Raw genomic sequence first — 11,729 nt, forward strand, 5'->3', positions numbered from 1 at the left:
CTTTACTTGTTTAATCTGTTTTCATTTGAACTGTTCTTTAAGTGCATGTAAGAACAAACAGCCGGTCACCAGCCGGCTGTTTATTAAACAATCTTTTTTCTCATAATAAAAGATCAATTCTTATTCTAAATTGCAATCTCCCCATTCAGACATACTTTGAAGGATTGGCAAAAACCGCTGACCAAGATTTGTTAAAGTATATTCCACTCTGGGCGGAACCTCTTTATAAACTTCGCGATGTAATAGTCCATCATTCTCTAATTCTCTGAGTTGCTTTGTTAGCATCGATTGCGTAATATCTGGAAAAGCTCGTTTAATGTCCCCAAATCTTCTTGTTTCTTCGGAAATATACCATAATAGCGATAATTTCCACTTCCCACCAACTATTCTTTGTACTTTGTTTATTCCACAATCAAACGAATACTTCTTGCTGTGGTTCATATGTTTTCCTCCAAAAATATTATATTTTGCTCTTAAAAATGTTTGAAAAACCTTATTAGTATCATTTTTAGTAGTATGTACTAAAAAAAATCGTACTTGTATTAAATAAGGTACTCTAATAAGATTTCAATAGCAAGTCTAGTCTAGCATAGTGAAATTACTACGTTCAATTAGCGGAGAGGATTCATTTTGTAACAAGAACTGAAGCAAACTAATTGAGAAGAGAAAGATATGTTATCATGGGCCTCAATTAGGAAAAGCTGTAGAAGTTGTGAAAAAATAGCTCAGCTATCGCACTAATAATCTCTAACTGAAAGGATGAAGCATCATGAAAATAGGAATTCTTGGAACAGGCTTTATGGGCAGGCTTCTGGCTCGTAAGCTCGCCGCAGCAGGTCACCACGTGAAGGTGGCAAACTCACGGGGGCCCGAAAGCATTGCAGCCGATGTACTGGAAACCGGTGCGTACGCAGCAACAGCGGAAGATGCGCTGAATGGTGTGGATGTTGCGATCCTAACCGTGCCTCATACAGGCTTTGAAAAAATCAGGCACCTCGTGGCGGCATTGCCCGAGCAGATGGTGGTAATCGACATCTCTAACTATCACCCTGGCCGGGACGGCGTGATCCCTGAGCTTGAAGCAGGGAAAGTCGAGAGCGAGTGGGCTCGCGACTATTTCGGACGTCCGATTACCAAGGCATGGAACTCAATTGGAATGGCATCCTTCGAGACACAAGGACGGTCCAAGGGGGAGGCGGGCCGCATCGCGGTTCCCGTCGCCGGTGACAGGAAGCGTGACCGCGAAGTCGCCATCGCATTGGTAGATGATACTGGGTTTGATGGTTTCGACGCGGGCATGCTTGCAGATTCTTGGCGGCAGCAGCCCGGCTCGCCAGCCTACATTACCGATCTGACCTATGACGAGATGGGGCCGGCGCTCGCATCGGCAGAGCGCGACCGTCTTCCGCGACGCCGTGATATAGCCGCTCAAGTGTTTGAGGAGCGGGTCGGCGAACGGTCATCTCCTGACGTCGAAACGGTCGTGAGGATCGCCCGAGCATTGTTCATGTGAATGACAGGCACCGTATCTTATGCGCTGTGACGGCATGGTTAGGCCTATCTGCTGTGGTGTACTGGACCGAGAAAATGAGTTGAGAATGGAGTCGATTGAAAAATGAAAACGAAAATGAAAGCTTGGCGCGCAGAAAGATTTGGCAAACCCAGCGATGTCCTGAAGCTGGTAGATATTGACGTTCCTGTACCAGGACCGGGTGAGGCGCTGCTTAGGGTATTGGCAACCAACATAGGTCTGCCTGACCGCATGATGCTTGAAGGTCGATATTTCCTAACGCCGACCCCGCCGGTAACGCCCGGTCAAGAGGTAGTCGGTATTGTCGAGGTAGCGGGACCGGGCTATCCGTTTCCTGTCGGCACACGAGTAATCGGCGGTGCCAACTCTGGCGGATTGGCGGAATATTGTCTATCGTCAGGCGACGGAGCGGTGCCTGCAGCCGATGACATGTCCGACGAGCAGGCCGCAGCTTTTCTGGGAACGTTTCACGTTGCTTATGTCGGCTTAGTCAATCGCGCTCGCGCAAAGACGGGCGAGACGGTATTGGTGCTCGGTGGAACGGGTGGAACGGGTTCCACCGCGATCCAGCTCGCCAAGGCTCTGGGTCTGAACGTAATTGCTACCGTGCGTGACGCAAAGAAGGCCACGTTCTGCCGTGAGCAAGGTGCGGACCATGTCATCGATCTGGGGACGGGGTCGATGAGCGAGCAGGTGCTCACTCTGACCGGAGGCAAGGGTGCCGACATCGTATATGACACGGTCGGATCACCCTTAGTCGATCAGGCACTCGATGCGATTGCCATCGGCGGACGGTATGTTCTGATCGGTTTCGCTGGTGGCTCAGATTTTCCGAAGATTGAGCCGTTCAAGATCCAGATAAAAGGCTTCTCTGTCACCGGCGCCTTGCACAGTGTACGTACTCCCGACGAGCGCGATGAGGCAATTACTGTACTTGGGCGACTGTTCTCCGAGGGGAAGATCGCTATGCCGATCGACCAGGTTGTATCCTTCACTGACGTGCCAGAGGCACTTGAACGTCTTGGTGGGGGTGTCATCGGTAAGCTTATCGCCCGCGTAAGCCACGACACCTCTGGCACATAGAGAAAACGGAACTGCTGTGACATTAGGTAGAATCGGAGACATACCCTGTTTGAAGCGTAGCCTACATGGTTGAAAAAGGTTCGAAAAGCAAAACTTAAAGGAATAAAACTCATGCAACCGGCGTCTTCGGTGGCAACAGATACCAAAATGCCAAAGAGCTGGTACGCACCGCTGATCCCTTTCTCCTCATGAGTCAAAGCCCTTCGCTTTACGTAGTCCTTTGACTCATAAGGAGAAATATTAATGGCAGATACAGTGGATTGTGATACTCGTCAGGTGTTAGATAGAATTTCCTCTCAAATGCGTCGAGATTATAGCGAATATCAAGTGAAATTAACTTTTATGTAAACCAAGATAATTTACGTTCTCGTTTGTGGTTAGATAAAGGAGTAACGCAGATGCAGCTGTGTAAAGATTTAAATAGCGAGCCAGCTACGATAACAAATATCTTTGGAGTAAACAGTTTTATATACCGCAAAAGTGGTGATCAAGATGCAAGAGCTATTCAAATCTTTCTAACAGATAAAGCAAAGCATTAGAGAACCCCGTTAGATTCAAATGGAACCAGCAACAAGAATTGCTGGACCAATTTCACCTGAAGACCGTTTGTTTTAAGGCGGCTGAATCCAATGAAGAATAACTTATTGTAAGTTTACTCACTCTTAAATTTTTATTTAGCGTACTAACCAGCTTCAGGTATTAGTACACTAAATAAAAATTTTATAGACATACCATAACCACTTTCGATAAGGGGTATATTTCTTTTTTTAGATAAAGGAAAAAGCTTGTATCCTTAGAATCCAATGTTCTCCATGAGTCTATGTTAGCACTCATGGCTGTAGCGGAGAAACAAAGATATCGAGCTTGTTACTACACTATCAACGACATACATTTATACATTTATATAACTTACCGCGTCAGTTCACAGCATTTATGCTAAAAGTCATGGATGTGGAATATGAGAGTTACTTACAAATATGGAGTACAGAAATACTAAAAACACAAGCAGAGGAGTTTCAAATGAATAATACACTTGAATTGCTTCACAATCACACATCCATTCGATCTTTTACAGATCAACCACTAACAGAGGAACAACGAGAGGCAATCTTTAAGGCAGCTAGTCAAACTTCGTCTTTTAGCCTTCTACAGGCTGTTTCCATTATTAGAATTACAGATCGAGATCTTCGAAAAAAGGTGATGCAACTTTCTGCCAACCAACCTTATATTGAAGAAGCGGCAGAGTTTTGGATTTTTTGTGCAGATTTTAACCGAAATCATCAAATCGCTCCGGATGTTGACCTTGAGCATATTGAATTTCTTTTAATTGGTTCATTCGATGCTGCGCTAATGGCTCAAAATGCTTTAACTGCTGCTGAATCAATGGGACTCGGTGGTGTATATATTGGTGCAATAAGACTTAATATTACAGAATTAACTGAGGCATTAAATTTACCAGAGTATGTAATTCCTTTAGTAGGGTTATGTTTAGGCCATCCTAATGGAAAGAAACCTGGACTAAAACCACGTTTGCCTCAATCGATGGTAATGTTTGATAATCAGTACCGACCATTAGATGAAGAAAAATTAGCAGTTTATGACCAGCAAATGCGTGAGTATTATCAAGACCGTCCTGTTAGCGCGCCATTCACAGTGAAGAGAGTAAGGGGATGGAAAGATCATATTGAAGAACATCTTGAAAGAAGTAAACAGCCCTTCATGCTTGAGTATTTAAATAAACAAGGATATGCAAAAAAGTAATTCGTTAAATTGAATTACAAGTAGATATAGAAATGGAAGTGCGGTCTGCGGTACAATAAGCTTTCCATCATGGTATCGCTAGTAACTAAAAGGAAACGTTAATTAAAAACAGCAAAAGAGCAGTTGCCCATTGGCAGCTGCTCTTTTGCTTAAACTAACGGGCAGGTTAGTTTAATAAAGATTTAGAAATGCCCATAACTTCTACTACTTACAAACGAGCTAATAAGTAAATATTGTTCTGGAACACTCTTTTAAACTTTTCTTTAAGGATGAAATGAAAAACAGCCAGCCGGCTGTTTGAACAATCTTTTCATTTCATATAAAAGATTGACTCATATTATAGATTGGAATCTCCCCATTCAGACATACTTTTAAGGATTGGCAAAAACCGCTGACCAAGATTTGTTAAGGTATATTCCACTCTGGGTGGAACCTCTTTATAAACTTCGCGATGTATTAGTCCATCATTTTCTAATTCTCTGAGTTGCTTCGTTAGCATCGATTGTGTAATATCCGGTAAAGCTCGTTTAATGTCCCCAAATCTTCTTGTTTCTTCGGAAATATACCATAATAGCGATAATTTCCACTTCCCACCAACTATTCTTTGTACTTTGTTTATTCCACAATCATACGAATACTTCTTGCTGTGGTTCATATGTTTTCCTCCAAAAATATTATATTTTGCTCCTAAAAGTGTGTGAAAAACCTCATTAGTATCATTTTTAGTAGTATGTTCTAAAAAAAAACGTACTTGTTCTAAATAAGCTACTCTAATAAGATTTCAATAGCAAGTCTAGTCTAGCAAGAGAAATTACTACGTTCAATTAGCGGAGAGAATTTATTGCTTGTGTTCTTAGACTCCAATGTTCTCTAGTGCATGTAATTAAATTACTCAAACCGGGAATAAGTATTATTTAGAACATTGATTATTTAGGAGGAATGAAAATGAAATTTGGAATTATAGGTGCAGGACAAATCGGGTCAACTATTTCAAATAAATTAGTTAAGAATGGACATGAAGTCAAAATTGCAGATGCTCGGGGGATTGAACGTTTGGAAGGAAAAGAACTTACAGGAACACCTGTGAGTGTAGAAGATGTAATTGAAAATATTGATGTTCTCATCATTTCAATACCTTTACCTGCATTGCCTAGCATTCGTAATGTTATAGAAAAAGTTGGAGACGAAGTGATCGTTGTAGACACTTCAAATTATGCTCCTTTTATTAGAGACAATAAAATCGAAGAAATAGAGGACGGAATGGTTGAAAGTGTTTGGGTTTCAAATCAGTTAGGTAGACCAATAATTAAGGCATTTAACAACTTATTAACCGAAACTTTAGAAAAGAAAGGAAAAACAGAAGGCAGTCAAGGTCGTATAGCTATGGCAATTGCTGGGGATAGTCAATCGCAGAAGCAAACAATCAAGAAGATCGTAAATGAAATGGGATTTGATACAGTAGATAGTGGTTCTTTAATTGATTCGTGGAGACACCAGCCAGGAACTCCTGCATATTGCACAGAACTAACAAAAGAGGAACTAACCAATGCATTAAAATATGCAAACAAAGAAAAAGCCCCATTCCTACGGAATAAGGTATTAGAGAAGTTATCAGCTCTTGCAGGATATTCAGATAAAGATGTTGTTAATATAAGTAGAGAAATTTATAATTCATAAGTTATATGAACCGCTCTTGAACTAATGTGATGGATGTTCAACTAACGGGGAAGAGGTTCACTGAGTAAGAGCAATCAATGTAGTGACGTTGACAACTGAAAATATACTTAGATATTTAGTTTGCTAAGTGTTCTTTGGCTAGAGGAGTTTTAACTATGAGAGTTAGTGTTGATTTTGATATTTGTATGTCCTTGGATAAATTCCTCCCAAATACGTCAGGATTATAGTGAGAGTCTTAAGAATCTGCCAGCTAACGGAAGCTGGGATGCAAGACCTTCGCTTCACGCTCGAAGCGCTGGCCAATCCCTTGATTGAATGATCTTCAATTGAAAATTGAAAGGAGCAAACAACAATGATGAAAATAGGTATTCTTGGAGCAGGTACTATCGGCACCACGCTTGCCCGCAAGCTCGCTGCTGCTGGTCACGACGTGAAAGTGGCAAATTCACGCGGCCCCGAAACAATTGCAACCGAGGTGTTGGAAACTGGCGCGAGAGCCGCTACGGCGGAGGATGCGGTAAGCAATGTGGACGTGGTGATCCTTTCCATGCCTCATACCGGCTTCGAGAAGGTGAGACACCTGGTGGCTGCTTTGCCCGATCAGACGCTGGTAATCGACACCTCCAACTATTTCCCGCAACGTGCCCTGAACCCGGCGATTGAGGCGGGTCAGGTTGAGAGTGAGTGGGTCCAGGATTACTTCGGACGACCAGTCGTTAAGGCATGGAATGCAATCGGAGCGGCTCCCTTCGCCGAGAATGGGCAGGTCAAGGGGCACCCAAACCGGGTTGCTATTCCTATTGCAGGCGATCGTGCCAGTGACCGTAAAGTCGCAATTGCTTTGATGGATGACACCGGCTTCGATGGTTATGACGCGGGAATGCTTGCGGAGTCCTGGCGTCAGCAACCCGGCTCACCTGTCTATTGCACTAACCTAAGTTATGACGAGATCGGTCCTGCGCTGGCTGCAGCTGAGCGGGAACGGCTTCCCAAGCGTCGCGACTTGTCAGTCGCCATCTTTGCGGAGCGGTTCGGTCCAGGAAAAAATGCCGACGCGGAGACGATCATCAGGATCAGCCGCGCCCTGCAAATGTAAAGGCTGGTTCCCTGCATCATGCAATTAGGATTCTTGGAGGAACGGGATTTTATGGGTGGTTTCTTGCTCGTAAGCTCGCCGCAGCAGGCTTTTGTTTAAGGAAACAAGTTTTTTCCGAGTTTACGACAAGAACATTGTATAGATAGGGAGACAATTTGATGGATTTTGCAATCGTCATCCCGGTCCTTCTGTTAACTGAGATTTGACACCCTCATTCAATTTTTTGATTTTACAGGGAGACATGTTGTTTTCACTTCAGTGACAGGGCGAAGTATAAAATGGCTACTAAGCAATACTACAACTATGTCTGTTTTACTAAGATGATATTCTAGTCAGAAAGAAGGCTTATCAATGAATAATAGAAAAAAATTAAAACTGGGTGCTCTTATTGAAGGGGTTGGCTTCAACTATATGGGGATGCCCTCGACACAGACGCAGGTACGCCGGAAATGAAAAACAAGCACATGATTCTGGGCGTGGGCCTAGGGAACAACTTTGGTAATCACCCCGCCACATGGCGGATGCCGCACGTGGACCCCGGGTCCTACACGAACATCGATGTCACGGTGGAGCAGGCAAAGGCTGCGGAACGAGGTGGACTGCATTTCGTCTTCGTGGCCGACCGTCTCTTCATGATTGGAGACCTGGCCACGTCACCGCCCCTGATGAACATGGACCCGATCATCACCCTCTCGGCGTTGGCCCAGGCGACCGAACGAATCGGACTGATCGGCACGGCGTCCACCTCCTTCACCGAGCCATATCTGCTGGCCCGTCAGCTCAAGGCTCTCGACGTCATCAGCCACGGCCGGGCCGGGTGGAACGCCGTACCGAGCTACGAACCCGACGCCTTCGCGAACTTCGGCAAGGTTCTACCGCCCCGGGAGAACAAGTACGAGCGTCTCCACGAAGTGATGCAGGTCGTCCACGCGCTCTGGGGAAGCTGGGGGTACGAGGCGGGCCAGCCTGACCAAGCCGGCATGTTCGCCGACCCGTCCTATATCCGACCGGTCAACCTGCAAGGTAGGCACGTCGGAGCACGTGGCCCCCTTCCTGTCCCACCGTCCGAGCAGGGCCAGCCGGTCATCATCATGCCCGCCAGCAGCGGCTACGGCCTGCAAGCGGCCGGAATGTACGCAAACGTCGTCATCGGAATGCCGTTCAGCATCGAGGAAAGCCGAGTCCAGCGCCACACCGTGCGACAGGCCGCAGCACAGGCAGGCAGGGATCCCGAGGAAATCAAGTTCATCGCATTCGCCGGCTTCACCATCGGTGACACCGAACGCCAAGCTCTAAACGCACGTCGTGCGCTCGATGACCGGATAGACATCCGCGGGCCGATGTCACGCCTAAGCGCCTACCTCGGCCTGCAACAGGAACTTACTCTGCCCGACGAGCCCCTCACCACGGCGCAGCTCGCCTCCGTCCGGGAGCATCCGCAGGATGATCGGTCCGCACGCGCAGTCGAGTTGGCCAAAGCAGGCTGGTCGCCCCGCGACATCCTCGCCCACGCCGTGTTCGATCCCATCCCTTCCGTGGTCGGCACCGCCGAGCAGGCCGCCGACCACCTCCAGGAATGGTTCGAAGCCGGAGCAGCGGACGGCTTCTTGGTCAACTTCGACGACTTCCACACCGGAATCGACGATTTCGTTGATCGCGTTGTGCCAATCCTGCGCGAACGTGGCATCTTCAATGATGGATACGAGGGTAAGACCCTCCGCGATCACCTGGGACTGCCACCGCAGTACGGACTCGACCCACGCATTGCAACCGGCTCGACAGGAGAAATCCGTTAACTGACAAGGAGACCATCCTCGGTATGGCGCTCATCGACGGGTATGGGGTGTTGAAAAACGCCTAGCGCGGTAGATTCGCCTTCCGGGGAAGCATTGCAGCCGATGTTCTTGACACCGGTGCGTGCGCGGCAACAGCGACGGTAAGAACCCTGAGCTTAAGGCAGGGGAAGTCGAGAGCGAGTGGGTTCGCGACTATTTCTGACGCCCAATTACCAAAGCATGGAACTCAATTGGAATGGCATCCTTCGAGACACAAGGACGGTCCAAGGGGGAGGCGGGCCGCATCGCGGTTCCCGTCGCCGGTGACAGGAAGCGTGACCGCGAAGTCGCCATCGCATTGGTAGATGATACTGGGTTTGATGGTTTCGACGCGGGCATGCTTGCAGATTATGCGCTGTGACGGCACGGTTAAGCCTATCGGCTGCGGTGCACTGGACCGAGAAAATGTGTTGAGAATGGAGTCGATTGAAAATGAAAACGAAAATGAAAGCTTGGCGCGCAGAAACATTTGGCAAACCCAGCGATGTCCTGAAGCTGGTAGATATCGCCGTTCCTGTACCAGGACCGGGTGAGGCGCTGCTTAGGGTATTGGCAACCAACATAGGTCTGCCTGACCGCATGATGCTTGAAGGTCGATATTTCCTAACGCCGACCCCGCCGGTAACGCCCGGTCAAGAGGTAGTCGGTATTGTCGAGGTAGCGGGACCGGGCTATCCGTTTCCTGTCGGCACACGAGTAATCGGCGGTGCCAACTCTGGCGGATTGGCGGAATATTGTCTATCGTCAGGCGACGGAGCGGTGCCTGCAGCCGATGACATGTCCGACGGGCAGGCCGCAGCTTTTCTGGGAACGTTTCACGTTGCTTATGTCGGCTTAGTCAATCGCGCTCGCGCAAAGACGGGCGAGACGGTATTGGTGCTCGGTGGAACGGGTGGAACGGGTTCCACCGCGATCCAGCTCGCCAAGGCTCTGGGTCTGAACGTAATTGCTACCGTGCGTGACGCAAAGAAGGCCGCGTTCTGCCGTGAGCAAGGTGCGGACCATGTCATCGATCTGGGGACGGGGTCGATGAGCGAGCAGGTGCTCACTCTGACCGGAGGCAAGGGTGCCGACATCGTATATGACACGGTCGGATCACCCTTAGTCGATCAGGCACTCGATGCGATTGCCATCGGCGGACGGTATGTTCTGATCGGTTTCGCTGGTGGCTCAGATTTTCCGAAGGTTGAGCCGTTCAAGATCCTGATAAAAGGCATCTCGGTCACCGGCGCCTTGCACAGTGTGCGTACTCCCGACGAGCGCGATGAGGCAATTACTGTACTTGGGCGACTGTTCTCCGAGGGAATGATCGCTATGCCGATCGATCGGGTCGTATCCTTTACTGACGTGCCAGAGGCGCTTGAACATCTTGGTGGCGGGGTCAACGGTAAGCTGATTGCCCGCGTAAGCCACCACACCTCTAGCACATAGAGAAAACGGAACTGATGGAAAGAAACCCGGACTAAAACCACGTTTGCCTCAATCGATGGTAATGTTTAATAATCAGTACCAACCATTAAATGAAGAAAAATTAGCAGTTTATGACCAACAAATGCGTGAGTTTTATCAAGACCGTCCAGTTAGCGCCATTCACAGTGAAGAGAGTAAAGGGATGGAAAGATCATATTGAAGATCATCTTGAAAGAAGTAAACAGCCCTTCATGCTTGAGTATTTAAATAAACAAGGATATGCAAAAAAATAAATCGTTAAATTGAATCATAAGGTGATATAGAAGTGGAAGTGCGGTACAATAAGCTTGCCATCCCTGGTATCGTTAATAAACTAAAAGGAAACGTTAGTTCAAACAGCAAAGTAGCAGTTTGCCGATTGGCAGCTGCTCTTTTTTCTTTAAGCAACGGGCAGATTAGCTTAACAAAAGCAATCATGAAGTAACATTGACAACTAAAAACGACCGCGATATATTTAGTCCGCTAAATATTTTGTGGGTTAGAGGAGGTTCATAGATGAAGGTTAGTGTTGAGTGTGATATTCGTATGTCCTTGGATAAAGTTTCTTCCCAAACGCGTCGGAATCATAGTGAGAGTCTTAGAGAACTTAATCTATATGTAGGCCAAGATAACTTACTTGCACGATTGTGGTTGGGTGATGGAATAACACAAATAAAGCTATGTGAACATTTAAAATGCGAACCGCCTACGGTAACAAATATGGTTAAAACGCTAGAGCAGAATGGTTTCATATACCGTAAACGTGATACAGAGGACGCTAGGGTTATGAGAATTTATCTAACGGACAAAGGTAAAGAATTAGAAGAACCTGTTAAATCTAAATGGAAACAGCAGCAAGAAAAATTATTACAGTCCATTTCAGCTGAAGAACGTTTAATACTAAGGGATTTGCTAGAGCGTATGAAGAAAAACTTATACTAAGCTTTTCTCAAATAAATATTTAGTATACTAAAGTTTAGTGGCCTAATTATATTTACGGATGCCTCGAAGATACTCTGGCCCAATATTGCAGTAGTAAGTTAGCCAAACTGAAAAATATTTAGCAAGCAAGGTATATTCACTTATTGACCAAGGTTTTTAAAAGTCGCGAGCAGGAGGATTCAATTATGAATAATAGAATATGCGAATTATTAAATATAGAAAAACAAGAGGGTATCTCCGCATTGCACAGCAGTTATGGACACCCTTTGCAGGTCAGTTGCGCAATTGGAACAGCGACTACAATACCATACAACAAACGTTGCCTAAAATAAACCTGTTAAATAGAAAGAAGGCT

11 protein-coding genes are annotated in these 11,729 nt (G+C 46.4%); 9 read left to right on the forward strand and 2 right to left on the reverse strand.

The genetic code is table 11. The features are described 5' to 3' along the window. Positions 1 to 120 precede the first annotated feature (120 nt). Positions 121 to 441 carry a winged helix-turn-helix transcriptional regulator gene (locus MHB82_RS31400; protein WP_127541275.1) on the reverse strand — a complete coding sequence of 107 codons (321 nt, stop codon included), beginning with the start codon at positions 439 to 441 and terminating at the stop codon, positions 121 to 123. 328 nt (positions 442 to 769) lie between these two features. Here MHB82_RS31400 and MHB82_RS31405 point away from each other — a divergent pair, with 328 nt between their 5' ends. The 3 genes from MHB82_RS31405 (at position 770) to nfsA (ending at position 4,375) form a co-directional block, all read left to right on the forward strand. Beyond that, positions 770 to 1,513 carry an NADPH-dependent F420 reductase gene (locus MHB82_RS31405; protein ID WP_341177011.1) on the forward strand — a complete coding sequence of 248 codons (744 nt, stop codon included), beginning with the start codon at positions 770 to 772 and terminating at the stop codon, positions 1,511 to 1,513. Between the two features lie 102 nt (positions 1,514 to 1,615). Continuing rightward, positions 1,616 to 2,614 (forward strand): zinc-binding dehydrogenase, encoded by a 999-nt coding sequence (locus MHB82_RS31410; RefSeq protein ID WP_341177012.1) that lies wholly within the window; start codon positions 1,616 to 1,618, stop codon positions 2,612 to 2,614. Between the two features lie 1,020 nt (positions 2,615 to 3,634). After that, positions 3,635 to 4,375, forward strand: a complete 741-nt coding sequence (gene nfsA / locus MHB82_RS31415) for an oxygen-insensitive NADPH nitroreductase (RefSeq protein WP_341177137.1) — start codon at positions 3,635 to 3,637, stop codon at positions 4,373 to 4,375. A 337-nt stretch (positions 4,376 to 4,712) separates the two neighbouring features. On the opposite strand, the gene MHB82_RS31420 is transcribed toward nfsA, so the two are convergent. Continuing rightward, positions 4,713 to 5,030: a winged helix-turn-helix transcriptional regulator gene (locus tag MHB82_RS31420; RefSeq protein ID WP_341177013.1), complete on the reverse strand. Its 318-nt coding sequence runs from the start codon at positions 5,028 to 5,030 to the stop codon at positions 4,713 to 4,715. Between the two features lie 290 nt (positions 5,031 to 5,320). Here MHB82_RS31420 and MHB82_RS31425 point away from each other — a divergent pair, with 290 nt between their 5' ends. From MHB82_RS31425 to MHB82_RS31450, 6 genes are all read left to right on the forward strand, one after another. Next, entirely contained in the window at positions 5,321 to 6,052 is a 732-nt protein-coding gene (locus MHB82_RS31425; protein ID WP_341177014.1) for an NADPH-dependent F420 reductase, read from the forward strand. A 352-nt stretch (positions 6,053 to 6,404) separates the two neighbouring features. After that, a complete protein-coding gene (locus MHB82_RS31430; protein ID WP_341177015.1) occupies positions 6,405 to 7,148 on the forward strand; it encodes an NADPH-dependent F420 reductase in 744 nt (247 codons plus the stop codon). A gap of 449 nt (positions 7,149 to 7,597) precedes the next feature. Continuing rightward, complete coding sequence (locus tag MHB82_RS31435) at positions 7,598 to 8,944, forward strand: NtaA/DmoA family FMN-dependent monooxygenase (RefSeq protein WP_341177016.1); 1,347 nt, start codon at positions 7,598 to 7,600, stop codon at positions 8,942 to 8,944. A gap of 471 nt (positions 8,945 to 9,415) precedes the next feature. Further along, entirely contained in the window at positions 9,416 to 10,414 is a 999-nt protein-coding gene (locus tag MHB82_RS31440; RefSeq protein WP_341177017.1) for a zinc-binding dehydrogenase, read from the forward strand. Between the two features lie 534 nt (positions 10,415 to 10,948). After that, complete coding sequence (locus MHB82_RS31445; RefSeq protein WP_341177018.1) at positions 10,949 to 11,374, forward strand: MarR family winged helix-turn-helix transcriptional regulator; 426 nt, start codon at positions 10,949 to 10,951, stop codon at positions 11,372 to 11,374. Positions 11,375 to 11,559: 185 nt separating this feature from the next. Beyond that, positions 11,560 to 11,706, forward strand: coding sequence for a hypothetical protein (locus tag MHB82_RS31450; protein WP_341177019.1), 147 nt, complete (start codon positions 11,560 to 11,562; stop codon positions 11,704 to 11,706). The last annotated feature ends 23 nt before the right edge of the window (positions 11,707 to 11,729 follow it).

Source organism: Paenibacillus sp. FSL K6-2862 (assembly GCF_038005125.1).
Lineage (GTDB): Bacteria > Bacillota > Bacilli > Paenibacillales > Paenibacillaceae > Paenibacillus > Paenibacillus illinoisensis_A.

Coding starts and splice junctions, on each gene's coding strand:
- MHB82_RS31420 (WP_341177013.1), bottom strand. CDS start 5,030: ATGAACCACAGCAAGAAGTATTCGTATGATTGTGGAATAAACAAAGTA.
- MHB82_RS31435 (WP_341177016.1), top strand. CDS start 7,598: ATGAAAAACAAGCACATGATTCTGGGCGTGGGCCTAGGGAACAACTTT.
- MHB82_RS31450 (WP_341177019.1), top strand. CDS start 11,560: ATGAATAATAGAATATGCGAATTATTAAATATAGAAAAACAAGAGGGT.
- nfsA (WP_341177137.1), top strand. CDS start 3,635: ATGAATAATACACTTGAATTGCTTCACAATCACACATCCATTCGATCT.
- MHB82_RS31410 (WP_341177012.1), top strand. CDS start 1,616: ATGAAAACGAAAATGAAAGCTTGGCGCGCAGAAAGATTTGGCAAACCC.
- MHB82_RS31405 (WP_341177011.1), top strand. CDS start 770: ATGAAAATAGGAATTCTTGGAACAGGCTTTATGGGCAGGCTTCTGGCT.
- MHB82_RS31440 (WP_341177017.1), top strand. CDS start 9,416: ATGAAAACGAAAATGAAAGCTTGGCGCGCAGAAACATTTGGCAAACCC.
- MHB82_RS31445 (WP_341177018.1), top strand. CDS start 10,949: ATGAAGGTTAGTGTTGAGTGTGATATTCGTATGTCCTTGGATAAAGTT.
- MHB82_RS31430 (WP_341177015.1), top strand. CDS start 6,405: ATGATGAAAATAGGTATTCTTGGAGCAGGTACTATCGGCACCACGCTT.
- MHB82_RS31400 (WP_127541275.1), bottom strand. CDS start 441: ATGAACCACAGCAAGAAGTATTCGTTTGATTGTGGAATAAACAAAGTA.
- MHB82_RS31425 (WP_341177014.1), top strand. CDS start 5,321: ATGAAATTTGGAATTATAGGTGCAGGACAAATCGGGTCAACTATTTCA.